Genomic DNA, 23,802 nt, shown 5'->3' with positions numbered 1-23,802 from the left:
TCGCGATCCTCACTGCCCGCGGGGACAGGGCGGGGTGGGAAGTTTCACCCCGGAGGGTGTGAAGATCGGGGCCATGCCGGACACCAAGGGTTCATGAGCACGGACGACGCCTTCGCCGAGGCCTATCGCGCGCACTACTGGGCGGTCAGCCGCTTTGTGGCGCGGCGGCTGGACGGGCAGGCACTTGAGGTCGAGGAAGTGGTGGCGGAGGTCTTCTCCATAGCCTGGAGACGCCGCGCCGAGCTTCCCGACGCGCCGCTGCCCTGGCTGTACGGGGTGGCCCGGAACTGTCTGGCCAATACGGTGCGGGGGCTGGGCCGTTACCGGCGGCTGCTGCACCGGCTCGGCAATCACGAGGCGGCGCACCGCCGGCAGACCGTGGACAGCCCGGACGCCGAGCGGCCCGGTTCCTGGGTGCATGAGGCGCTGGCCCGCCTCTCCCCCGCCGACCAGGAGGTGCTGCGGCTGACGGCCTGGGAGGAACTGACCATCGAGGAGCTGGCGGTGACCCTGGGGTGTGGCCAGAGCGCGGCGGCCATGCGGCTGCACCGGGCGCGCGGCCGGCTCCGTACCCAGATCGAGCGGATGCGCCGGCGCGAGACCGCCCGGCCCGAGGCGCCTCCACCACGGACCGACGCGCCCCCCGCGCCGGCACCGGCCCCGCGCCCGGCCACTCCCCGCCCCCTCTCCCCCCACCCCGTACCGACCCGAGCGGGAGGCCGCCGCCATGACTGAGGAACTGGAGCTGCTGCGGCAGGCCGACCCCGTCTCCGCCGACGAGGGACCCTGGCGCGACCGCCCGCTGACCGCGCGGGCTGAGGCCCGTCTGGCGGCGCTCACCACCGGTGCCGTACCGCGCGGCCGCCCGCGCCCCGTGCGCCGGCGCCGTCTGCTGATGGGCCTGACCGCCGTGTCGGCGGCCGCCGTCGCCGCCCTGGTGCTCACCTTCTCCGGCGCCGGCAGCAGCCCCGCCGTCGCGGCGCCCGCCGCCCTCCCCCTGCACGCCGACGCACCGTCCGTGTCACTGGACCTGCTCGCCCGCAGGGCGGAGGCCAGGGCGCGGACGGCGGCTGCCGAGGACGGGCCGCGGCGGGGCAGCCATCTGCAGAGCTGGTACATGAGCATGGAGACGGGCCCGGACGCCGCGCCCCCCGTAACCGTGCCCGAGGAGCGCATCACCAGCTGGAACGACGACGGCAGCGGCTCGGAACTGGTCGTGGCCACCGACCCCCGGCACCCGGGCCGTCCGGTGATCCACGACAACGACGGCGAGTGGCAGACCGTGAGCGACGGCAAGGTCCTGCACCGCAAGACCTATCCGGCGGGCTCGGAGGCGCAGCACAGCGGGCTGGCCGGCCGTACCAAGCCCCCGACGGACGCCGGGGCGCTGCGCGAACAGCTGTCGTGGCTGTACGGCGGGGCGGGCGGCACCAGCACCACGCCGCAACTGCTGTCGGCGCTCTCCTCGTTCCGCCAGGAGTGGACGCCGGGACCGCGGGAGACGGCCGCCATCGTCCGGATGCTGGCCGATGCGGACGGTCTGCGGCAGGCGGGGGTGGTCACCGACCGGCTGGGCCGGCGCGGGCAGGCGTATGTGTACGACGGCCCGGACGGCGCAACGAATTCCACCCGCCAGATGGTGATCCTCGATCCGCGTACCGGCGAACTCCTGGGCCTGGAGATCACCTTCACCAAGGACGAACCGGAGTTCCGGATCAGGTCGGGGGAGGTCATGTCGTACGAGGCATGGATGCCGTGAGGCGCCGGCGGCCCGGGGACGGAGCGGCGTACCGGGCCGCGCCCCCGAGTGGCGGGGCGGGCGGTCATGACTGATCCTTGAGGGAACGCGACGATCCACCTCGGCGCGGCGGTGCAGTGCGCCCGCCGCGCCGTTTCCCTGCCCGGCACACCCCGACCCGGTGCGTGTCACACCCCGCCCCGGCGCGTGACACACGTCACAACCGGCCGATGGTTGCAGCAGAACTTCGCGATATGGATCACAGGCCGAGGGGTCGCAAACTGATCCCCGAATGGGAGTTTCCCCTGCAAGGAGCGGGTATACGGCCGACTGCGCGGTCGTCCGCGCACTGTCCGTGATGATCCGGTCTGCCCCTATGGTCGACCTTTGCCCGTCGCGTCATGACGGGCCGCGCCCGCCTCCCCACGGCGGGCAGTGTCATGTTGTCGTCCAAGAGAGCGCAGGCGAGCGAACACGTGCCGACGCAGTCCCCCGTCGCACCCGGCCCCCGTCACCCCGCCGGCAGTCGAGCCGATGCCGCATCCGGTCTCCGGAAGGACCGCGGGGCGGATCCCGCGCAGCACTCATCCGGCGAGGTGACCGTCGTCGATCCCGCGATGGTCAAGCGTGCAGTCTCGGCCGCCGCGCTCGGCAATGCGATGGAGTGGTTCGACTTCGGCGTGTACAGCTACATCGCGGTCACCCTCGGACATGTCTTCTTCCCGTCCGGGAATCCGACCGCGCAGTTGCTGTCGACGTTCGGAGCGTTCGCGGCGGCGTTCCTGGTGCGTCCCATCGGCGGCATGGTCTTCGGGCCGCTCGGTGACCGGATCGGCCGGCAGAAGATTCTCGCCATCACCATGATCATGATGGCGGCGGGCACCTTCGCCATCGGCCTGATCCCGTCCTATGCCTCCATCGGCGTCGGCGCACCGATCCTGCTGCTCGTCGCCCGCCTGATACAGGGCTTCTCCACCGGTGGTGAATACGGTGGCGCCTCCACCTTCATCGCCGAGTACGCCCCGGACAAGAAGCGCGGATTCCTCGGCAGCTGGCTGGAGTTCGGCACCCTGGCCGGCTACGTCGGCGGCGCCGGCCTGGTCACGCTGATGACCGCGCTGCTGTCCACCGAGGACCTGCACTCCTGGGGCTGGCGCATCCCGTTCCTGATCGCCGGACCGATGGGCATCATCGGCCTCTACCTGCGGATGCGGCTCGAAGAGACCCCGGCCTTCGCGCAGCTGGAGAAGGAGGCGCGGACGAAGGAGAAGGCGCGCCGCGAGGTCGAGAAGCGGATCGGCATCCGCGAGATGATCTTCGGTCAGTGGCGGTCGCTGCTGCTGTGCGTCGGGCTGGTCCTGGTCTTCAACGTCACGGACTACATGCTGCTGTCGTACATGCCGAGCTATCTGACCTCGGAGCTGAAGTACGACGAGACGCACGGGCTGCTGGTCGTGCTGGCGGTGATGGTCCTGATGATGGCGGCCCAGCCGTTCGCGGGCCGGCTCACCGACCGCTTCGGCCGCCGTCCGGTCATCGCCGCGGGCTGCCTCGGCTTCCTGGTGCTGTCCGTCCCCGCCCTGCTGCTGATCCGGCAGGGGTCGCTGGCCGCCATCGCGGTGGGCATGGCCGCGCTCGGACTGCTGCTGGTCACCTTCACCTCGTCGATGCCGGCCACGCTGCCCGCGCTGTTCCCGACCAAGGTCCGCTACGGCTCCCTGTCGATCGGCTTCAACGTCTCCGTGTCGCTCTTCGGCGGTACGACGCCGCTGGTGGTCACCGCCCTGATCGGCGCGACCGGCAACAAGATGATGCCCGCCTACTACATGATGGCGGCGGCCGTGATCGGCGGTATCGCCGTCCTGCTGATGTCGGAGAGCGCCCGTAAGCCGCTGCCCGGCTCCCCGCCGGCCGTCGAGACCGAGGCGGAGGCGGAGGAGATCCGTCACGCGGCCAAGGCCGACGCGACGGTCTGACACCCACGGACTGCCCACCCTCCAGGCGCCACAGGGCCCGGCTCGGATACTTCCGGCCGGGCCCTCGGCATTCCCCGGAATCCCCGGATTCCCCGGCCCTGACCTGCGCCCCTGCGGCACCGTGCGGCACGATGGTCGGCATGAGCATCGTGAAGATCAATGTACTGACCGTGCCCGCCGAGCAGCGCGAGGTCCTGGAGAAGCGCTTCGCGGCGCGCGCCGGCACCGTGGACTCCTCGGACGGCTTCGAATGGTTCGAGCTGCTGCGCCCCGTGGAGGGCACCGACCAGTACCTCGTCTACACCCGGTGGCGGGACGAGGAGTCGTTCCAGGCGTGGATGGAGGGGCCGATGAAGGCCGCGCACCAGCAGGGCGGCGGCGCCGAGGGCGGGGAGCGGCCCAAGCCCGCCGCGTCCGGTTCCACGCTGTGGTCCTTCGAGGTGGTGCAGCAGGCCGGGCCGAAGCAGGGCTGACCGTCACCGGCGGCGTCACCCGGAAATGCGTTGCGCGGCGCACCGGACCGGCCGTGACAATGGCGCCATGAGTGACGCCGCCACCCTCCGTCTCCCCTGGACCGTCGCCGCCGAGCCGGCCGGTTCGCCGGACGCCGAGGCCCTGTTGCGCGAGTACTACACCGAGGTGGCCGACCGCTACTTCGCGCTGCACGAGGACCGCCGTTCGACGCCGGAGGAGATCGAGGAGGGGCTGGCGGAGTACCCCACGGCCGATCTGGCACCGCCGGGCGGCGTGCTGCTGGTGGCGCGTCATGGCGAGGAGGTGGCGGGCTGTGCCGGGGTGCGGCTGCTGGACGCGCGCACGGCGGAGCTCAAGCAGATGTTCGTACGGCCCGCCCGGCGCGGGCTGGGCGGCGCGGGGGCGCTGCTGCGGGCCGCCGAGACGGCCGCGGTGCGGCTGGGCGCCGAGCGGCTCCGGCTCGACACCCGGCTCGATCTGGTGGAGGCCGTCGCGCTCTACCGGCGGCACGGCTTCCTGGAGATCGATCCGTACCACGACGACGACCCTTATGCAGAGATCTTCTTCGAGAAGCGGCTGGACGGGGCCAGTTGAGGAGCTAGCCCGAACTCCCCTCCAGCGTGCTCACTTGGCCAGGTCCGGTGGCTGGGGCGTGGGCGGGTGGGTGCGGGGCAGCGGTGGCCGGGCGTCGCCGTTGTGCGGCTCCTCCGCGTCCGAGCCGCACAGCTCCGCCGTCAGCTCGTGGACGAGTTCGGTGAGATCGGTGGGCCGGTCCCTGGTCCACCAGTCGCCCAGCATCTCCGCGAGCGACTGCTGACGGGCCGCCGAGAGCCGCTCCGCGGTCTCCCGTCCAGGGCCGGTGAGCAGCAGCAACAGCCCTTCGCGGGTGGCGAGTCCGCGTTCCTCGATCTGGCGGACGCTCTCGGAGATCACTCCCAGCGGCACGGTACTGCGTTCGGCGAGCAGTCCCGGTTCCACCGAGCCGTAGCGGTGGATGCGCAGGATCAGCCAGGCCGCGGCCGGTTTGAGGTCCAGTCCGGCCCGTGCGGCGATCTTCTCGTAGATGTGCTTGCGGCCTTCTCGGCTGCCGAGGATGGACAGGGCGCGGGCGACCTCGTCGCGCGAGGACCGTTCGACGGGGTTGGAGGAGAGCACCTCGCTGGTGTCGGGCGCCGTGACACTGCTGCGCAACGGCTCCTCCTTGAGGAACCAGGCCAGCGCGAAGGCGACCAGGACGACGGGGACGGCGTAGAGGAAGACATCGGTGATGGAGATGGCGTAGGCGTCGAGGACGGCGGTGCGCCGGCCGGGCGGCAGCTGCGCGACGGTCCGCGGGTCCTCGGCGACCCTGGAAGGGTCGATGCCCGGCGGCAGTTGCTGACCGGCGAGGGCGTCCGCGATCCGCGTACCGAGGTTGCCGGCGAAGACCGTGCCGAAGAGGGAGACGCCGAACGAGCCGCCGATGGAGCGGAAGAACGTGGCACCGGAGGTGGCCACGCCCAGGTCCTTGTAGGGCACGGCGTTCTGCACGATGAGGACCAGCACCTGCATGACCAGGCCGAGTCCGAAGCCGAAGACGAAGAAGCAGGCACTCATCTCGGCGACGCCGCTGCCCTGGTCGAGCCGGTGCAACAGCAGCAGGCCGAGCGCCACGACACCGGTGCCGGCGATCGGGAAGACCTTGTAGTGGCCGGTGCGGCTGACGATCTGCCCGGAGCCGGTGGAGGCCAGCAGCATGCCGAAGACCATCGGCAGCATGTGCACCCCGGACATGGTCGGGCTGACGCCCTGTACGACCTGCAGGAACGTCGGCAGATAGGTCATCGATCCGAACATCGCGAAGCCGATGACGAAGCCGATGACGGCGGTGAGCGAGAAGGTGCGCAGCCGGAACAGGCGCAGCGGCAGCACGGGTTCGGCGGCCCGGCGCTCGATGACGAGGAAGGCGCCCAGCAGGACGACGCCGAGCACACCGCACCCCACGACCTGCCAGGAGGCCCAGGGGTAGGTGACGCCGCCGAACGAGGTCATCAGCACGAAGCAGGCGGCGACCGCGGCAATCGTCGCGGTGCCCAGGTAGTCGATCCGGTGCGGGGTGCGGCGGCGCGGGATGTGCAGCACGGCGGCGATGACGGCGAGCGCGACGATGCCGACGGGGACGTTGATGTAGAACACCCAGCGCCAGCTGAGGTGGTCCACGAACAGCCCGCCGAGCAGCGGGCCGAGGACGCTCGAACTGCCGAAGACGGCACCGAACAGGCCCTGGTACTTCCCCCGTTCGCGGGGCGGCACGATATCGCCGACGATCGCCATGGACAGCACGATCAGCCCGCCGCCGCCCAGCCCCTGGAGGGCCCGGAAGGCGATCAGCTCGCCCATGTTCTGCGCGATACCGCACAGCACCGAGCCGATCAGGAAGATCACGATGGCGGTCTGGAAGAGCTTCTTGCGGCCGTACAGGTCACCGAGCTTGCCCCAGAGGGGTGTCGCGGCCGTCGAGGCCAGTAGGTAGGCGGTGACAACCCAGGAGAGATGGTTGATGCCGCCGAGGTCGCTGACGATCGTGGGCAGCGCGGTGGCGACGATGGTCTGGTCGAGCGCCGCGATGAGCAGGCCGAGCAACAGCGCGCCGATCGCGGCGAGGACCGTCCGCCGGGACCGGTCCTCGCCGGGGACGGCAGGAGCGCCGGTGTCCTGCGCCATGAGCGTCTCCCTCCGTTTCCGGAGCGTCCCGTGCGGTGCCGGGGCCCCGGAGCGTCCCGTGCGGTGCCGGCCGTCCGTCCCGTCCCGGGCCACCGCCGGCCGCCCTTCCCGTTGCGTCCCTGCTTCGGACTTCTTCCATCCTGGGCGGTTCCGCCGGATATGGCCCGCCGAGTGACGGCCGGTACCGGGGGTCGTCCGGGGGACACCTGGGGCATGCCGGGCGGATGTCTTCGAGCGCCTGCGCGGACCGGTGCGGCGTCTGGATAATCGCTGCCGGTTCGATGCCTCCAGGGAGGGGAACACCCGTGACGGCACAGACCTGTCCGCACTGCCGCGCCCCCGTACGCGGCGGCGGCCGGCCGAGCTGCCTGTGTGCGGCGGTCGGGGCGGACGACTTCGATCCGCTGCGCATTCGGCCGTACGTGTCACTGCCCGACGACAACGCCGGCGACGGGGAGGCCGACGACGACGGGGGCGATCACGGCGGGGCGAGCGGCACCGGCACCGGCCGGGGCGACCTGCTGGACTTACCCGGGGTGGACGCGGCGGTGCATCGCACCGACGGCCCGTCGACCGCCGCCGGGCCGCCCCTCGCCGACGGCCCGTCGGACGCCACCAGCCCGCCCCTCGCCCCCACTCCGCCGGCCACCGGCCCGGCCGAACCCCTGGCGCCCCGGATGCGGCGCCGTCCGAGCCCGGTCTCCCGGACGTTCCACGCATCGGAGGAGGAGCGGCCGACGGAGCAACCCGCCGGCCGCTCCCCCGCCTCCCTTCGCCGCAAGCGCCTGCTGCCCGCCGTGCTGCTGACCGCCGGGGCCGCGGTGGCCGCCACGGCCGTGCTGATCGGCACCGACGCCTTCTCCGACGACACCCGGACCCGGGCCACGGCGCCCGGCCGCGGCAGCACCTCCCCCGGCGCCACCCTCCCCACCGGCGGCACATCCGCCCCCGCACCGAGCGGCCCCGACTCCCCCACCCCGGCCCGCTCCGCGTCGCCCGACGCGACCGCCCCCGAGGCCACCATGCGGCCCTACCGGACCCCGGCGCCGCGTCCCCCCGCCCCCACCCGGGCCTCCGGCAGCGTCTCGGACGCCCCCGCTACCCACGCCCCCAGCGCCCCGCCCACCGGGCCGCTCGTGCTGCGCGAGGGGGCCGGCGGCCCCGAAGTGCGGGAGCTGCAGGGGCGGCTGCGGCAGGTGGCGGTGTACCCCGGCCCGGACGACGGCCGCTACGACGCGGACGTACGGGACGCCGTGTCGCGCTACCAGCGGGCCTACGGGGTGGCGGGCGATCCGGACGGCGTCTACGGCGCGGTGACCCGGGCGTCCCTGGAGTCCCGGACACGCGAGCCATAGCCCTGGTGAGCAGGGCGCTGACCTGCCTGGTTGTCGCCGGCCGCTCCGTTTTGTATCGTGAAGAAACAAAGTGGTTCCGCCCGCACTCCCTGACCGGCGGGCGGGACCGCTCTGTCCTTCCGCACGGGTGCGATCCGCACCGTCCGTATGCCCGTAGCGCCCAGGAGCTTGCCGATGACGGCCACCACCACGCTCACCGCCCGCGCCCTGCTGCTGGACATGGACAGCACGATCGTGAACTCCGAAGCCGTCGTCGAGCGCTGCTGGCGCGGCTGGGCGGCCGAGCAGGGGCTGGACGCGGACGAGGTGCTCCAGGTCGTCCACGGCCGGCAGGGCTGGGCCACCATGGCCGCGCTGCTCCCGGACCGCCCGATGGAGCTCAACCTGGCGGACAACCGCCGGATGCTGGCGCAGGAGACCGCCGATATGGACGGCGTGGTGCCGGTCCCCGGCGCACCCGCGTTCATGGCCTCCCTCGCCGCCCTCCCGCACGCCCTGGTGACCTCCGCCGACATCCCGCTCTCCGATGCCCGGATGGGCGCGGCCGGACTGACCGTGCCGGCCGTGCGGATCACGGCGGAGAACGTGAGCGCTAGCAAGCCCGACCCGGAGGGCTTCCTCAAGGGCGCCGCCGAGCTGGGCTTCGCCCCCGAGGACTGCCTGGTGTTCGAGGACTCCGAGGCGGGCATCGAGGCGGGCCGGGCGGCCGGGATGCGGGTGGTCGGCGTCGGTGACCGTGCCGCCGCGTTCGCCCCCACCGTGCAGGTGCCCGACCTCACCCGGGTCCGCGTCGAGGCGCTGGCGGACGGCCTGATCGCGGTGCACGTCACTACCTAAGTGCGGCTCCGGGGCTCCTCCAAGGGGGCGGGCCCCGACGGCGACCCGCCCCTTCGGCCCGTCCTCAGCCCGCGATCGCCTCGTACAGGCTGAAGCCCGCGAGCAGCAGCATCACGCCCGCCGCGATCTTGGTGATGAGCTTGAGCGGCACATACTTCATCAGCGTGCGGCCGCCCAGGATGCCCAAGCCCGCCACGGCCCACAGCGCCAGCACGGCGCCGACGCCGACGGAGAGCGGGTCGTCGTAACGGGCCGCGAGGTTGGCGGTCATGATCTGGGTCAGATCGCCGAACTCGGCGACCAGGATCATCATGAAGCCCGCCCCGGAGACCTTCCAGAAGCTCTGGTCGGCGGGCTTCTTCACCTCTTCCTCGTCCTCGTCCTTCCTGAACAGCAGCACGGCGGCGCCCGCAAGGAAGAGGACACCGACCACGCCCTGTACCAGGCGGTGCGGGAGCAGGGTCAGCACGCTGCCCGCGGCGATCGCGAGGGCGACATGCACCAGGAAGGCGGCGGCGACACCGGCGAAGACATACGAGGCGCGGTAGCGGGTGCCGAGCATCAGACCGGCGAGGGCGGTCTTGTCGGGCAGTTCGGCAAGGAAGACGACGCCGAAGACGACGGCGGCGACGGTGAGACTGAACACGGGGTGGGATACCTCGATCGGTCGGGCCGCACCAAAGGGCCCGGGAAAGGGGTCGCTTCGGCACGGCAGCGTCAAACACTGCGGCCGAAGGTCTCGCTGGCGCGGCACTGCTGCGTGCCACGCTCCGGGCGCCGGCTCGCCACTACGGGCGGGCAGTATGTCGACGGTCCGGCAGAGAGCTACTCCCCTTCTGCTGCCGTCAAGGGTACGCGGTGCAGCCTTCCGCGCGCGACCAGCTCCAGCACCACCGCACAGGCCGTCGCCTGCACCGCCAGCAGGGCCACCAGGACGAACAGCTGCACCGCACCGGCCTGTACGGGCGAGGCCCCGCCCAGCAGCATGCCGACGAACGCGCCGGGGAGTGTGACCAACCCCACGGTCCGGGTCTGATCGAGCCCCGGCAGCAGGGCGTCCGACGCGGCCGGCCGGGCGACCTCCATCCGTGCGTCACGGTCGGGCAGCCCCAGCGCGAGGCCCGCCTCGAACTCACCGTGCCGGGTCTCCAGCTCGTCCAGCGCCCGCCGCCCGCCCAGGACGGTGGCGGTCAGCGCGCCGCCGATCAGGATGCCGGTGACGGGGATGAGCACCAGCCCGCGCGGCGGCACCAGGCCGGTGAGCAGCAGCAGCCCGACGACCGGGACGACGCCGACGGCGATCGGTGCGGCGGCCCACCACCAGCTGCGGTTCCGGGTGATCCGGCGCCCGGCGGTCCGTACCGCCACCGCGAACATCAGCACGAGAAAACCCAGCAGCCAGGAAAGGGCGTGCACCACCCAGCCGATGAGGTAGGAGACGGCGGCCAGTTGGGCGGCGGCGCGCAGTCCGGCGACGGCGATGGCCCGGGCGTGGCCGAGGCGGGCCAGTGCGGCGACGGCCACGGCGGCGATCAGCAGGACGACGAGGACGATCCCGAGAGTGATGTTGACCGGCAGCAGCACGCGCTCACTGTAGGGGTGCCACGGGGGCGCATACGCCGGAGCGCCACAACCGGAGCGCCGTTGTGCATTTATGGCGCCCTGTCAGCCCTTGAACTGACGTGGGCATGTCGTCACCCTGTTACCTGGTGCCCACCCCATGGAAACCCCACGCCGACACCATGGGCGACGCACCGCACGTCAACTTCCCCCCACATTTCGGGAGTTTCGATGAAAAAGGTCTACGCGCGTCGAGTTTCCCTCGCCGCGGGTTCGGCCGCGGCCCTGGTCTGCACGCTGGCGCTCAGCTGCCAGTCCGCCCAGGCGGCACCGCCCAGCCCGCCGGACGCCGGCACCGCCCGGACGTACCTCGCCGACATCAAGGAACAGGCCGAGGGCCCCCAGGACGGCTACAGCCGCGACAAGTTCCCGCACTGGATCGACCAGGACAAGAACTGCAACACCCGCGAAGTGGTGCTCAAGCGCGACGGCACGGACGTGCAGCAGGACGACAGCTGTGCGGCGAAGAGCGGCAAGTGGGTCTCGGCCTATGACGACGCGACCTGGACCGACGCGGCCGACCTCGACATCGACCATGTCGTCCCGCTGTCCGAGGCCTGGAAGTCCGGCGCGGCCCAGTGGACCACCGAGCGCCGCAAGGAGCTGGCCAACGACCTCACCCACTCCCAGCTGATCGCCGTCACCGACAACCTCAACCAGGAGAAGGGCGACAAGGACCCGGCGAAGTGGCTGCCGCCGAAGGCCTCGTACCACTGCGAGTACGCCCGGATGTGGGTGTGGGTGAAGCATGAGTACGGCATGACCGCGGACTCCGCCGAGAAGGCCGCGCTGAAGAAGATCCTGGACGGCTGCTGAGCCCCGCTCCTCAGGGGTGCCGATCCACGCGCCCGTCGGCCGGAAAATCACCGGCCGGCGGGCGCGCCGCCGTCCCGGTCACCCGCCGCGCCCGCTGTGCTCCTATCCTCTGACCACGACGAGGGGAGGCACCCGATGGCCGGACTGCGTTTGGGGCCGCTGCTGCGGTATGTCGACGCGGACAGCGCGACGGTGTGGGTGGAGACCGACCGGCCGTGCGTGGTGCACGTCCGCTGCGACGACGGGGCGGCCGGCGCGCAGCACACCTGGCAGGTCGCCGGGCACCACTACGCGCTGGTCCCGGTGACCGGTCTGACACCCGGCACCGAGACGCCCTACCAGGTCCTGCTGGACGACGAGCCGGGGGCACCTCCCAGCGGTAGCGGGGAGAAGGTCTGGCCGCTGCCCGACAGCCGCTTCCCCGCGAGCACGATCCGTACGCTCCCCGCCTCCGCGCACGAGCCCCTGCACTTCGCCTTCGGCTCCTGCCGCTGGTCCGCGACGCCCTCGAACGCGGCGCACGACCCGGTCGGCCCGGACGCCCTGGACACCCTCGCCGCCACTCTGGCCGCCGGTTCCGGACGGCAGCGCCCCGATGTGCTGCTCCTTCTGGGCGACCAGGTCTACGCCGACCAGACCTCCGAGGCGACCGCGCAGGTGCTGGCCGGGCGCCGCGACCTCACCGAGCCGCCGTGGAAGCAGGTCGCCGACTACGAGGAATACACCTACCTCTACTACGAGTCCTGGCTCGACCCGGAGGTCCGCTGGCTGCTGTCCACGGTCCCCAGCTGCATGATCTTCGACGATCACGATGTGATCGACGACTGGAACACCTCGGCGTCCTGGCTGGCCCGGATGCGCGCGACGCCGTGGTGGCGCGAGCGGATACTCGGCGGCCTGATGTCGTACTGGGTCCATCAGCATCTGGGCAATCTCTCGCCCGCTGAACTGGCCGCCGACGAGCTGTACGCCCAGGTCCAGTCGGTGCCGGATGCCACGGAACTGGTGCGGGAGTTCGCGGCCGGTGCGGACGCCGATGCGGCGCACGCCCGTTGGAGCTACCGCCGCGACTTCGGCCGGGTGCGGCTGGTCATGATCGACACCCGGGCCACCCGCGTCCTGGACGAGAGCAACCGCGCGATGCTCGACAAGACCGAGGGCGAATGGCTGCGGCAGGCGGTGCTGGACGGGCGCGGCAGCTACGACCATCTGCTGCTCGGCAGTTCGCTGCCCTGGCTGCTGCCGCATCTCATCCATGCCGGAGAGGGCTGGAACGCCGCGCTGTGCGCCGGTGAACGCGGCCCCCGCTGGGCCCGCAGGAGCGAGCGTCTGCGCCAGCGCGCCGACTTGGAGCACTGGTCGGCCTTCCCCGGCTCGTTCACCGCGCTCACCGAGCTGATCGCCGAGGCGGGCTCCGGCGCCCACGCCCCGGCGACGGTCTGTGTGCTGTCCGGGGACGTCCACCATGCCTATGTGGCGGAGCCGCACTGGCGCGGCGCCGGTCCGCACCCCGCGAGCCGGGTGCTCCAGCTGACCTGCTCCCCCGTCCACAACAGCATTCCCGGCTCGCTGCAGGCCGGTTTCCGCTTCGGCTGGAGCCGGTCCGGCCGCTGGCTGGGCAAGCTGCTGGCCCGGCACGGACGGCTGCCCCGGCCGGCGGTGAAGTGGCGGCGCACGGGCGGTCCCTGGTTCGGCAATCAGCTGATGACGCTGACGCTGGCGGGCCGTGCGGCGCGGCTCGCCCTGGACCAGACCCGCCGGGAGAAGCAGGGCGGCGTCCGGCTCGTCACGGTCTGGCGTGCTGCGTTGACCGATGCGCGAGTTGGCGGGGAATCCGGTGGTGCGGGCGGTCCGGAGGCGGGCACCGAACGGCCGAAGTCCGGATGATGCGGACGGCCCGGCGTCCGTGAACCTCCGGCCGGGCACTGGCGCGCACCGGAGGCCGGGCGTCCTACCTGCAAAACCGCCACATGTTTTTGCCCACCCCGGTGCTCCGCCACCGGTTCGGGCGGTGATGATGGGGCGCACGTTTTGCTCGTCGCCCGACTTCCCGGACGGCCGTGCCCCTACGGGCCGGCCGTCCGCCGCCGCAGGGAGAGCTCCTCTTGGCCGCCGACCACCTCGCCGACCACCGCCCCCGGCCCGCCCTCGCGCTCGTCGGCGCCGGGCCGCGCGGGACGAGCGTGCTGGAGCGGATCTGCGCCTCGGCCGCCGAACTGGCCCCGGGCTCCCGGCTGACCGTCCATGTCATCGACCCCGCCCCGCCCGGCGCCGGCCAGGTGTGGCGCACCGCCCAGCCGCCCGAGCTGCTGATGAACACCGTGGCCTCGCAGGTCACCCTGTTCACCGACGACAGTGTCGAGTGCGCCGGCCCGATACGCACCGGGCCGAGCCTGTACGCCTGGGAGGGGTGCGAGGTCGGCCCGGACGACTATCCGGGGCGCGCGCTGTACGGCCGCTATCTGGAGTGGGTCTTCCGCCACACGGTGCGCACCGCCCCTGAGGAGGTGACGGTCGTGACGCACCCGGCCTGCGCGGTGCGGCTGGCCGAGGCCCCCGACGGCTCGCAGTCCCTCACCCTCGACAACGGCCGGACGCTGCACGGCCTGGGGGCGGTGGTCCTCGCCCAGGGCCATCTGCCGGCCGTTGCGGACGCCGAGCAGCGGCGGCTGGCCGACTACGCCGCCGGGCACGGGCTGCGCTATCTGCCACCCGCCAATCCCGCCGATCTCTCCGCCGCCCTGGAGGCACTGCCGCCGGGCCGTCCGGTACTGCTGCGCGGTCTCGGCCTCAACTTCTTCGATCACATGGCGCTGCTGACGACGGCCCGGGGCGGCCGGTTCGTCCGCGGTGCCGGCGGGACGCTGACGTATCTGCCGTCCGGCCGCGAACCCCGGCTGTACGCGGGCTCCCGGCGCGGCGTCCCGTACCACGCGCGCGGCGACAACGCGAAGGGCGCGCACGGCCGTCATCTGCCGCTGCTGCTCACCCCGGACGTGATAGCGGCCTTCCGCAAGCGCGCGGACTCCGGTGAACTGCCCGATTTCCTGGCGGAAGTCTGGCCCCTGGTGGCCAAGGAAGTGGAGGCGGTCTACTACGAGGCGCTGCTGGCGCGGCGGGCCGCGGACGATGCGGCGGGCCACCTCTTCCGGGAGCGCTTCCGGCAGCGCTTCCTGGGCAGCGCGCACCGCAGCCCCGAAGAGGCCGCCGCCCTGGACGCGTTCGGGATCGCGCCGGGCGAGCGCTGGGACTGGGACCGGGTCTCCCGGCCGCACGCGGAGCGGTCGTTCGCCGGCCGCGCCGCCTTCCGGGAGTGGCTGCTGGACCATCTGCGGGAGGACGTCGCACACGCCCGCCAGGACAATGTGTCCGGCCCGGTCAAGGCGGCGCTGGACGTACTGCGCGATCTGCGCAACGAGCTGCGGCAGATCGTCGACCACGGCGGGCTGGCCGGCGCGTCCCGCCGCGACCACCTGGACCGCTGGTACACCCCGCTCAACGCCTTTCTGTCCATCGGGCCGCCGCGGCGCCGGATCGAAGAGATGACCGCACTGATCGAGGCCGGGGTGCTGGAGGTCATCGGCCCCCGGATGACCCTCCGGCTCGGCTCCGCCGACGGCCACGAGCCCGGTTTCACGGCCCATTCGCCGGACGTGCCGGGCTCCGCGGTGACGGCGACGGCGCTGATCGAGGCGCGGCTGCCGGAACCGGATGTCCGGCGCACCGCGGACCTGTTGCTGGCCCGGCTGCTGGCCGAGGGCGGCGGCCGGCCGCACACCGTGGACGGCTACGAGACGGGCGGGCTCGATGTGACGCCGAGCCCGTACCGCCTCATCGAGGCCGACGGGCGGCACCATCCGCGGCGGTTCGCGGTCGGGGTGCCGACGGAGGGGGTGCACTGGGTGACGGCGGCCGGGGCGCGTCCCGGGGTGGGGTCGGTCACCTTGGCCGATACGGATGCGGTGGCGCGGGCGGCCCTGCGGGCGGCGGTCGTGGACACGGCCCCGGGCCGGGGCACGGGTGCGGGCAGGGCTTCGGCGAGCGGAATGGGGTCGGGCAGGGCCTCGGCGAGCGGCGTGGTTCCGGCGGCAGGTGTGGTTTCGGCGACTGGTGTGGCCACTTCCAGCCAAAGATCCCATTTGGCCAGAGGTTGAACTTGCAAGTACAGATTAGGTGTCCCTAACCTGTCCCCTTCACGGTTACGTCGTCCCCAGAAACCGTAGGAGTCCCCACATGTCACCGCTCACCACGTTCCTCCAGAGATCCACCCCGCACGTGCTCGCACTCTTCCGCATCGTCATCGGCCTGCTCTTCGCCTGCCACGGCGCGTCCTCGCTCTTCGGCGTCCTCGGCGGTGCGATGGGTCAGGGCGGCACCGTCCCCACCGGCAGCTGGCCGGGCTGGTACGCCGCCGTGATCCAGCTGGCCGGCGGTCTCCTGGTGATGCTCGGCCTGGGCACCCGCGCCGCCGCGTTCATCAGCTCCGGCTCGATGGCGTACGCGTACTTCTCCGCGCACCAGGGCTCGGCGCTGTGGCCGATACAGAACGGTGGCGAGGCCTCCGCGATGTACTGCTGGGCGTTCCTGCTGCTCTTCTTCGCCGGCCCCGGCTCGTGGGCGCTCGACCGGGTCTTCTTCGGCGACCGCGGACAGGAGGCGACCCCGTCCGCTCAGCGGGAGCCCTCCGCCGTCTGACGCACCACTTCCCGGCGCGCGGCCCGGGACATCCCGGCCCCGCACCTCACGGCCCGTACGGCATCTCCGCCGTACGGGCCGTGCCGCGTCCACGGACGAGGGACAGGACGGACGGCGGAGAGGCTGGGCGGCGGACAGGCGGGGCGACGGACACGCCGAGCGGCGACCGGCGTCGGCCATTCCCGGCTCACCTGACATATCACGCATGCCGGATGACCCGCACACAATGCCGCTTCCCACGCATCCCACCCCCACCCTTTCGGCCACCGCGGCCAGGCGTACGCTGTATGGCTGTAGAGCCGCCCCTGCCGCACCGAGCGACGTCGCGGCGGGGTTCGGACCGGGAGAAGGACGTTGCTGGAAAGCCTGGGGTCCCTCGGCGGCACCCCTTGGGTGTATGTGATCGTCAGTCTCTCGATCGTTCTCGATGTGTTCGTCCCGATTCTGCCCAGTGGGGTCCTGGTGATCGCCGCGGCCACGACGGCGGCCGGCACCGGCACGGCGGCGGACGCGGTCGGCGGCGTCGAGGTCACCGCCACCGTCCACACCGGTGCCCACCTGGCCGAAATCATCTCCCTGGTGCTGTGCGCGGCCACCGCCTCCGTGCTCGGCGACATGGTCGCCTACCGGCTCGCCCGGCGCGGCGGCGACCGCTTCGACCGCGCCATCGGCCGCTCCCGCCGGCTGAGCACGGCACAGGAACGACTCGGAACGGCGCTGACGCGAGGCGGCGGCGGCATCGTCGTCCTGGCCCGCTTCGCCCCTGCCGGACGCTCCGTGGTCAGCCTGGGCGCCGGTGTCGCGCACCGTACGGTCCGCGAGTTCCTCCCGTGGTCCGCACTGGCCGGTTTGGCCTGGGCGTCCTACAGCGTGAGCCTCGGCTACTTCGGCGGACACTGGCTCGGCACCTCCTGGATGAGTACCGCCCTCTCCGTCGTCGCCCTCTTCGCCGCCGGATCGGCCGCCGCCTTCCTGATACGCCGCCCGGACCACCGCACCGCGCACTGACCCGTCCGGCGGGCGGGCGCCTGCCGACGCCCGCCCGCCGACGGCCAGTTGTCGACGGCCTGCTGGTGACGGCCCGTTGTCGACGGCGGAGCGGAAAATCCTTGGCCGTTTGTCAGAGGCCGGTGCGACGATGACGGACATGACCGGCACTCACGCATCCCACGGCTCACACGAGACCGGCGACAGCGGCTCCGGAGACCCGGCCGTGGCCTGGCGCCCCCGCCCCGAGACCACCGCGGACACCGCGGCCGTCCGCCGGATCCACCTCGCCGCCTTCGAGACGGCCGGCGAGGCCGATCTCGTCGACGCGCTGCGCCGCGACCCGTCGGCCTGGCTGCCGGGCCTGTCCTACGTGGCTGACGCGCCGGACGGCACCCCGGCCGCCCATGCGCTGCTGACCCGCTGTCATGTCGACGAGGTCCCCGCCGTGGCGCTGGCGCCGTGCGCGGTGCTGCCCGGGTACCAGAAGTGCGGTGCGGGCGATGCGGTGATCCGGGCGCTCCTGGAGGCCGCGCGGGCGGCAGGCGAGCGGACCGCGATCGTGCTCGGCCATCCGCCGTATTACCCGCGCTTCGGATTCGTCCCGGCCGCCCGGTTCGGCATTCTGCCCCCGCAGCCCTGGCCGGACGATGCCTTCATGGCGCTGTCCCTGGACGACTCCACGCCCCCGCGCGGCACGGTGCGCTACGCCGAAGCCTTCGGCATCGACTGACCTCGGCCCGGGCGCTGCCCGGTGGGCGCCACGGCACGGCTCCGCCTCCCGGCCGGGCGCGCGCCACCGCGGGGGCCGCCCGCTCCCTCCCTCTCACCTCGGTGCGGGCCGAGGGCGATCCCAATACGGAGTAAAGTCAACCGACACACCACTCCGCCCACCGTCTCCTGCGAGCGCTTCACGCTCCCCCGGCGCCGGACCGGCGCCGCCCCGAGGGCGGCACCCCTGGGAGGGGCTCCCACCACACACACGAGGCACTCTTCGGTGAACCACCCGCCGGTCGTCGAATGGACCGAGGGCGACCAGCCCCGCTCCGCCCGTTGGCGCTCCGAGAACGGCGCCCCGCCGCCGCGCCGTATCGTCATCGCGGACGACCGGACCAAGGCCGACGACGCCTACAAGCTCGCCTGCGAGGGCACCGCGCTGCTGTGGCGCGGCGACTTCCACAACGCCCGTCAGCTGCTGACGGCGATGGCCCGCCGTATCGACCGCCGCCCCCGCAAGACGCCGCCCGCCGATGTCACCCAGGCGTTCCATGTGCACCGGGCCGCGCAGAATCACCGCGCCCGCATCCTGGGCATGCTGCTGGTCCCGCTCGACGCGACCCTCGCCGTCCCGCTGCACCGCGCCCCCGACGTCCGCGAGGCCTGCACCCGGGCATACGGCCCCGGCGAGGCCGTCCGCGGAGAGGCGTCCGCCGCCGCGGAAGGCCCGGACCCGACCACCGCCCTCGTCTCGCTGCGCGAGCTCCTCGCCCTGATCGGCGCCAACGAATGGCGCAAGAAGGGCGTCGAGATCCCCGCGCTCGGCGGCGACCGGATCCATCCGCACTACGGCGTCTTCTCCCCGGCCCGCGGCGAATATGTCGACCTGGTGGCCGAGGCGCCGCTGCCCTCCGAGGAGCTGGCGTTCGACATCGGCACCGGCACCGGTGTCCTGGCCTCGGTGCTCGCCCGGCGCGGCGTGCGCAGGGTCGTGGCCACCGACCAGGATCCGCGGGCGCTGGCCTGTGCCCGCGAGAACACCGAACGACTGGGCGTCGCCGGGCAGGTGGAGGTCATCGAGGCCGATCTGTTCCCGGCCGGCCGCGCCCCGCTGGTCGTCTGCAACCCCCCATGGGTGCCCGCCAAACCGACCTCCCCTGTGGAGCACGCGGTGTACGACCCGGGCAACCGCATGCTGTACGGCTTCCTGAACGGCCTCGCCGGCCATCTGACGCCGGACGGCGAGGGCTGGCTGATCCTCTCCGACCTGGCGGAACACCTCGGACTGCGTCCGCACGCCGCACTCCTCGACGCCTTCGCCGCGGCCGGCCTCACGGTCCTGGGCAGGCTCGACATCACCCCGCGCCATCCGCGCGCCCGTGACACCTCGGACCCGCTCCACGTGGCCCGCGCGGCCGAGGTCACGTCCTTGTGGCGCCTGGGCCTCGCCGACCGGACTGCGCCCGGCCCCCGTTGAGCGCCGCCCGAGCGGTCATCTGAGCTGCGGCCGCGCCTCCAGGTCAATACGTCCAGGGGGTGTCTCCTCTAGGGCCGCAGCCCCGCGCAGGCATTCCGTACGTAACGGCGCCAGTCCCCCGCGTCGTTACGGATCACCGCCGCCAGCCCGCACACGATCATCACCACATCGCCGACCTCGGCATCCGCGCGCACCGTGCCCTCCTCCTTGGCGCGGGCGAGCAGCTGACCGGCGACCGTCTCGGCCCCGGCCCGCCCCTCACCGGTCGGTTCGGTGGAACCGAACGCCGCCTCGATCGAGGCGGACAGTCCGCGTTCGGCGCTGAGCACCTCACCGATGTGCGCCAGATAGGCGGCCAGCCCGTCGGCGGCCGCCGCGCTCGGCAGACAGCGGTCGCGCCCGAACTCCACGATCTCCGCCTGGCGTTGCTCCCCCACGGCGGCGATCAGCGCCGCCCGGCTGGGGAAGTGCCGGTAGACAGTACCGATCCCCACCCCCGCCGCCCGGGCGACCTCGGGCATCTGCGCCTCGTCGCCACGCGTACGGAACAGCTCCCGCGCGGCGTCCAGCACACGGGTGCGGTTGCGCTCGGCGTCGGCACGCGGCCTGCGCGGGGGCGTGGAGGAGGAGGTCGAAGAGGGTGCCACACAGCCGATGCTACTGCTACGCTCGTGAAACGGAATCGGATTCCGATTCCGAATCGTGCTCACGCCGGCCACCCAGGTGGCCCCCGAGGGCCCGGCGGACATCCGACGGGCCGGGAGAGGATCCGCGATCACCATGTCCAAGGAGCGCTTTCTCGTACTACAGCCCGGCGAACGGCGGCCGGGGCGCGTCCCGCTGCCGCCCGGATGCGACGTCAAGGCCCGCACCACCGACACCGGGGGCCGGCTCGCCATCCTGGAGAACCAGCTCGACGTCGACATCCCTCCGCACATCCACCACCACGCCGATGAGTTCGTCTATGTCCTCGAAGGCGCGATGGAGGTCGATTTCGACGGCACCACCCACCGCCTCACCCCCGGTATGTGCGCCCTGCTGCCGCACGGCACACCGCATGCCCTGCGCAATGCCTCCCAGCCGCCCGCCCGGTGTCTGCAGATCTCGTCGCCGGGCGGCTGGGAGGAGTTCATCGAGGACCTGTGTGACGCCGGACCGGTCGTCATGAAGGACGGCCACCCCGACCTCGACCGCCTCAACGGGATCGGCGCGAAGTACGGCATGGAGTACCAGGGCTGACCTACGGGGACCGCGCGCGAGGCGTGCGGCCGGAGCGCGGCCGCTGGCGACGCCGCCGAGGCAGCCGTCGAGGCCTCGGGCCACCGATCGGGGGGGCGCATCCGGCCGCCGGCGCCGCCGATCGGGCACGATGGACGCACCATGGATCCCCGGCACCTCTTCTCCCGCGCCCGCCGGCTCGCCGACTCCGCGACTCCCGCCCGGCGCCGGCTGCTCGGCATCACCGGCCCGCCCGGCGCCGGCAAGTCCACTCTCGCCGCCCACCTCGTGGCGGAGCTGGCCGGGCGGGCGGCGCTCGTCCCGATGGACGGCTTCCATCTCGCCGAGGCGGAGTTGCGCCGCCTGGGCCGTACGGACCGCAAGGGCGCGCCGGACACCTTCGATCCGGCCGGATACGCGGCGCTGCTGGCGCGCCTGCGCGAGCCGGAGCCGGACAGCGCCGTCTACGCCCCGGCGTTCGACCGCCGTATCGAGGAGCCGGTGGCCGGCAGCATCCCCGTGGCACCCCACATCCCGCTCATCGTGACCGAGGGCAATTACCTCCTCCTGGACTCCGCGCCCTGGTCGCGGGTCCGCGCACTGCTCGACGAGGTCTGGTACGTGGACCTGGACACCCCGGAGCGGATCCGGCGGCTGGTCGACCGCCATGAGCACTTCGGGCGCCCGCGCGCCGACGCCGAGCGGTTCGTCCACGCCTCGGACGAGGCCAACGCCCGTGTCGTGGCGGCCACTCGCGACCGCGCCGACCTCGTCGTCACCTTCACCCCCGAAGAGGCCCCGCCGCCCGGGGGTGCCTGACCTCCCGCCGCCCGCCCGCGAGCAGCCCGGCCACCGACAGCGCGCCCCACCCGACGGACACCACCGCCGCCGCCAGCTTCCGGTCGCGGCCGGGCAGCGTCGCACCGAGCAGGACGGCGTCCCCGAAGTCGGCCGCGATCCGCACATACGCGGCGGTGCGCAGCGCCGGGCCGTCCGGAGCCATCGCCATGGCCAGCCCGCTCACCGCATCCCGCCAGGCCAGCGGGCGAAGCGAGGTGCGCGTGGCCCGCCCGGTCCGCCCCTCCTCATCGGCCAGCCCCGAGGGCCGTGCCAGCAGATCGGGCACCGCGGCCACCGCCGCACCGTAGACCGCCGTGGCGACCCCGACCGCACGCAACAGACCGACCTTCATCCGCCGTCCACCTTCCTCACCCATTCGCATTCGCCACTCGCCCACCGGTCACACGAGCCTCAGCACACCCGTCCGTCTCCTCAACTCCATTCCGCGGCAGCCCCCTTCCCAAACGACATCACCAGTGTCATCATGACATCATGAGTGTCATCGAGGGGGATGCCGGCGAACACGCCGGCGGAGACGGCGCCGGGGAACCGACGGCCACCGAAGATCTGCTGTACGACGTCATCCGACGCCTGTGGCCACTGCACCGCACGGTCGTGCGCGCGGTGGAACGCGAGCTGGCCGACACGGGCATGACCGCCGGCGAACACGCACTGCTGGACGCCCTGCACACCGAAGGCCCCCGCACCGTCCCGCAGTTGGCGCGCACGATGGGGCTCGACCGCCAGCCGGTGCAGCGCTGGGTGAACCACGCCGCGGAGCTGGGCCTGGTCGTGACGGCCCCGAATCCCGCACACCGCCGCTCCTCCCTGATCCGGCTCACCACCGAAGGCACGGCGGCGATACGCGGGATCCAGCGGTTCGAGTCGACGGAGCTGCGGCAGCGACTGGCCGACCTGCCCGCCGAGGACGTCCGCACCGCGCTGCACGTCCTCGACCGACTCGGCGAGGAATTCCGGCACCTGGCGAACGGCTCGCGCGTTCAACGGGAGGAAACCGACAGTCAGGGCAGTCGGGACAGTCGTGGCAGTGAAGGCAGTAACGGGAGCAACGGCAACCCTGAAGGCCACGACAGCAGACCCACAGCCCCTCTCATGCACAAAGGACGGTCAGGAGCATGACGCAGAGAATCACCGCCTGGTCCGAGATCGACAACGGCCTCGTGCCGGTCGACGAGGGCGAGCTGTTCTACGAGACGGCCGGCTCGGGCCCTGCGGTGGTGCTGCTGCACGGCGGCATGCTCGACCAGCACATGTGGGACGAGCAGTTCATCTGGCTGGTCAACTCCGGCCTGCGCGCGATCCGTTACGACTCCCGCGGCCACGGCCTGTCCTCCACCGTGACCGGGGACTACGCCAACCACGACGATCTGTGTGCCCTGCTCGACGCGCTCGACGTTCCCAGCGCGGTCCTCGTCGGCCTTTCCCACGGCGCGCGGGTCGCGCTCGACACCGCCCTCGCCCACCCGGACCGGGTGACGGCCCTCGCGCTCGCCTCGCCCGGCATCAGCGGCCGGGCCTTCACCGACCCCTTCATCCTGGCGCACATCAAGGAGCAGGTCGCGGCGATCGGCGCACCGGACGGCGCGGAGCGGTATGTCGAGCACTTCCTGCGGATGTGGGTGGACGGCCCCCATCGCGAGCCGTCCGCGGTGCACCCGGGATTCCGCGAACGGATGCGCGCCTCGGCCGCGGCCAATGTGGAGGTCCATGCCGACGGTATGGGTGCCGGTATGCCGCTGGAGGTCGGCGCCGCCGGCCGCCTCGGCGAGATCCGGGTGCCGACGGTCGTGTTCGACGGCGATCTCGACAGCGGAGACATCTCCGCCAACGCCCATGCGATAGCCCTGACGGTTCCGGGCGCCCGAAGAGTCCGGATACCGGGTGCGGCCCATATGGTCAATCTGGAGAACACCCCGCTCTTCGACCACGAACTGCACGCCTTCCTCTCCTCCCTGGACTACTGACCCGCCCCTGGACCACTGACCCACCGCGGGCCGCTCTCCCTCCGGACCGCGGAAACCCCCGCACAGCGAGCGCCGTCCGGGCAGCGGCTAGAGTGGCCGGGCCGTGGTGTTCGGGAATCCGGTGACGGACCCTTGTGGTCCCAGCCCGGAGCGGCCCTCGCCACTGTGATCGGGGAGTTTCCACCCCTTCCGCAGGCGCCTGGCGCGCCTGCGGCACCACTGACCGCAGCCCGCGGCCGGGAAGGCGGGGGCGGACGCGGCCACCCTTCCCCAAGCTCAACAGGAGCAGGGTGATACCCCTAAGCCAGGAGACCGGCCACGGCATCTCACGAACTGATCCACGAGGTGCTGGAGCGTGACCGCC

23 protein-coding genes and 1 riboswitch are annotated in these 23,802 nt (G+C 72.6%); of the genes, 18 read left to right on the top strand and 5 right to left on the bottom strand.

What is annotated here, in order from left to right:
* The first annotated feature begins 93 nt into the window (after positions 1–93).
* The 5 genes from STRNI_RS29245 (at position 94) to STRNI_RS29225 (ending at position 4,782) form a co-directional block, all read left to right on the top strand.
* Positions 94–735 (top strand): RNA polymerase sigma factor, encoded by a 642-nt coding sequence (locus STRNI_RS29245; RefSeq protein ID WP_274735307.1) that lies wholly within the window; start codon positions 94–96, stop codon positions 733–735.
* Positions 728–1,759 (top strand): CU044_5270 family protein, encoded by a 1,032-nt coding sequence (locus STRNI_RS29240; RefSeq protein ID WP_277412314.1) that lies wholly within the window; start codon positions 728–730, stop codon positions 1,757–1,759. Before STRNI_RS29245 ends, STRNI_RS29240 begins: the two co-directional genes overlap by 8 nt.
* Before the next feature lie 419 nt (positions 1,760–2,178).
* Positions 2,179–3,714, top strand: coding sequence for a glycine betaine/L-proline transporter ProP (proP, locus tag STRNI_RS29235; RefSeq protein ID WP_229838215.1), 1,536 nt, complete (start codon positions 2,179–2,181; stop codon positions 3,712–3,714).
* 140 nt (positions 3,715–3,854) lie between these two features.
* On the top strand, positions 3,855–4,187 hold the full coding sequence (locus STRNI_RS29230; protein ID WP_018087982.1) for an antibiotic biosynthesis monooxygenase family protein: 333 nt from the start codon (positions 3,855–3,857) through the stop codon (positions 4,185–4,187).
* A 67-nt stretch (positions 4,188–4,254) separates the two neighbouring features.
* Positions 4,255–4,782 carry a GNAT family N-acetyltransferase gene (locus tag STRNI_RS29225; protein WP_277412313.1) on the top strand — a complete coding sequence of 176 codons (528 nt, stop codon included), beginning with the start codon at positions 4,255–4,257 and terminating at the stop codon, positions 4,780–4,782.
* A gap of 30 nt (positions 4,783–4,812) precedes the next feature.
* On the opposite strand, the gene STRNI_RS29220 is transcribed toward STRNI_RS29225, so the two are convergent.
* Positions 4,813–6,891 carry an MFS transporter gene (locus STRNI_RS29220; protein ID WP_159488406.1) on the bottom strand — a complete coding sequence of 693 codons (2,079 nt, stop codon included), beginning with the start codon at positions 6,889–6,891 and terminating at the stop codon, positions 4,813–4,815.
* Between the two features lie 305 nt (positions 6,892–7,196).
* Here STRNI_RS29220 and STRNI_RS29215 point away from each other — a divergent pair, with 305 nt between their 5' ends.
* Positions 7,197–8,246 (top strand): peptidoglycan-binding domain-containing protein, encoded by a 1,050-nt coding sequence (locus STRNI_RS29215; RefSeq protein ID WP_277412312.1) that lies wholly within the window; start codon positions 7,197–7,199, stop codon positions 8,244–8,246.
* 174 nt (positions 8,247–8,420) lie between these two features.
* Entirely contained in the window at positions 8,421–9,083 is a 663-nt protein-coding gene (locus tag STRNI_RS29210) for an HAD-IA family hydrolase (protein ID WP_277412311.1), read from the top strand.
* Positions 9,084–9,147: 64 nt separating this feature from the next.
* Here the strand turns inward: STRNI_RS29210 and STRNI_RS29205 are convergent, their stop codons facing one another.
* Positions 9,148–9,729, bottom strand: a complete 582-nt coding sequence (locus STRNI_RS29205) for a TMEM165/GDT1 family protein (protein WP_018087987.1) — start codon at positions 9,727–9,729, stop codon at positions 9,148–9,150.
* A gap of 179 nt (positions 9,730–9,908) precedes the next feature.
* Positions 9,909–10,667: an ABC transporter permease gene (locus STRNI_RS29200; RefSeq protein WP_159488402.1), complete on the bottom strand. Its 759-nt coding sequence runs from the start codon at positions 10,665–10,667 to the stop codon at positions 9,909–9,911.
* Positions 10,668–10,874: 207 nt separating this feature from the next.
* Between STRNI_RS29200 and STRNI_RS29195 the strand changes: the two genes are divergently transcribed.
* From STRNI_RS29195 to STRNI_RS29165, 7 genes are all read left to right on the top strand, one after another.
* On the top strand, positions 10,875–11,519 hold the full coding sequence (locus tag STRNI_RS29195) for an HNH endonuclease family protein (RefSeq protein WP_277412310.1): 645 nt from the start codon (positions 10,875–10,877) through the stop codon (positions 11,517–11,519).
* A 135-nt stretch (positions 11,520–11,654) separates the two neighbouring features.
* Complete coding sequence (locus STRNI_RS29190; RefSeq protein WP_159488400.1) at positions 11,655–13,406, top strand: alkaline phosphatase D family protein; 1,752 nt, start codon at positions 11,655–11,657, stop codon at positions 13,404–13,406.
* Positions 13,407–13,624: 218 nt separating this feature from the next.
* A complete protein-coding gene (locus tag STRNI_RS29185) occupies positions 13,625–15,673 on the top strand; it encodes an FAD/NAD(P)-binding protein (RefSeq protein ID WP_277412309.1) in 2,049 nt (682 codons plus the stop codon).
* A 79-nt stretch (positions 15,674–15,752) separates the two neighbouring features.
* Complete coding sequence (locus STRNI_RS29180; protein WP_277412308.1) at positions 15,753–16,214, top strand: DoxX family protein; 462 nt, start codon at positions 15,753–15,755, stop codon at positions 16,212–16,214.
* Positions 16,215–16,568: 354 nt separating this feature from the next.
* A complete protein-coding gene (locus STRNI_RS29175; protein WP_277412307.1) occupies positions 16,569–17,222 on the top strand; it encodes a DedA family protein in 654 nt (217 codons plus the stop codon).
* 139 nt (positions 17,223–17,361) lie between these two features.
* Positions 17,362–17,934: a GNAT family N-acetyltransferase gene (locus STRNI_RS29170; protein ID WP_277412306.1), complete on the top strand. Its 573-nt coding sequence runs from the start codon at positions 17,362–17,364 to the stop codon at positions 17,932–17,934.
* 264 nt (positions 17,935–18,198) lie between these two features.
* Positions 18,199–19,395 carry a class I SAM-dependent methyltransferase gene (locus STRNI_RS29165; RefSeq protein WP_266446729.1) on the top strand — a complete coding sequence of 399 codons (1,197 nt, stop codon included), beginning with the start codon at positions 18,199–18,201 and terminating at the stop codon, positions 19,393–19,395.
* 68 nt (positions 19,396–19,463) lie between these two features.
* On the opposite strand, the gene STRNI_RS29160 is transcribed toward STRNI_RS29165, so the two are convergent.
* A complete protein-coding gene (locus STRNI_RS29160; RefSeq protein ID WP_018087996.1) occupies positions 19,464–20,042 on the bottom strand; it encodes a TetR/AcrR family transcriptional regulator in 579 nt (192 codons plus the stop codon).
* A gap of 133 nt (positions 20,043–20,175) precedes the next feature.
* Here STRNI_RS29160 and STRNI_RS29155 point away from each other — a divergent pair, with 133 nt between their 5' ends.
* Entirely contained in the window at positions 20,176–20,634 is a 459-nt protein-coding gene (locus STRNI_RS29155; RefSeq protein WP_162596871.1) for a cupin domain-containing protein, read from the top strand.
* Between the two features lie 141 nt (positions 20,635–20,775).
* Positions 20,776–21,432 carry a nucleoside/nucleotide kinase family protein gene (locus STRNI_RS29150; RefSeq protein ID WP_109896114.1) on the top strand — a complete coding sequence of 219 codons (657 nt, stop codon included), beginning with the start codon at positions 20,776–20,778 and terminating at the stop codon, positions 21,430–21,432.
* Here the strand turns inward: STRNI_RS29150 and STRNI_RS29145 are convergent.
* Entirely contained in the window at positions 21,395–21,805 is a 411-nt protein-coding gene (locus STRNI_RS29145) for a hypothetical protein (RefSeq protein WP_277412305.1), read from the bottom strand. The two genes, STRNI_RS29150 and STRNI_RS29145, sit on opposite strands and share 38 nt — an antisense overlap.
* A gap of 140 nt (positions 21,806–21,945) precedes the next feature.
* On the opposite strand from STRNI_RS29145, the gene STRNI_RS29140 reads away from it, so the two are divergent.
* Entirely contained in the window at positions 21,946–22,593 is a 648-nt protein-coding gene (locus STRNI_RS29140) for a MarR family winged helix-turn-helix transcriptional regulator (protein ID WP_159488394.1), read from the top strand.
* On the top strand, positions 22,590–23,438 hold the full coding sequence (locus tag STRNI_RS29135; protein ID WP_277412304.1) for an alpha/beta fold hydrolase: 849 nt from the start codon (positions 22,590–22,592) through the stop codon (positions 23,436–23,438). The genes STRNI_RS29140 and STRNI_RS29135 overlap by 4 nt, the downstream gene beginning before the upstream one ends.
* An 87-nt stretch (positions 23,439–23,525) precedes the next feature.
* Positions 23,526–23,773, top strand: a riboswitch (cobalamin riboswitch).
* Positions 23,774–23,802 lie beyond the last annotated feature (29 nt).

It is taken from the genome of Streptomyces nigrescens, from assembly GCF_027626975.1.
GTDB lineage: Bacteria > Actinomycetota > Actinomycetes > Streptomycetales > Streptomycetaceae > Streptomyces > Streptomyces nigrescens.
The sequence above is the reverse complement of the archived record's forward strand: the minus strand, read 5'-3'. Positions and strand labels throughout refer to the sequence as shown.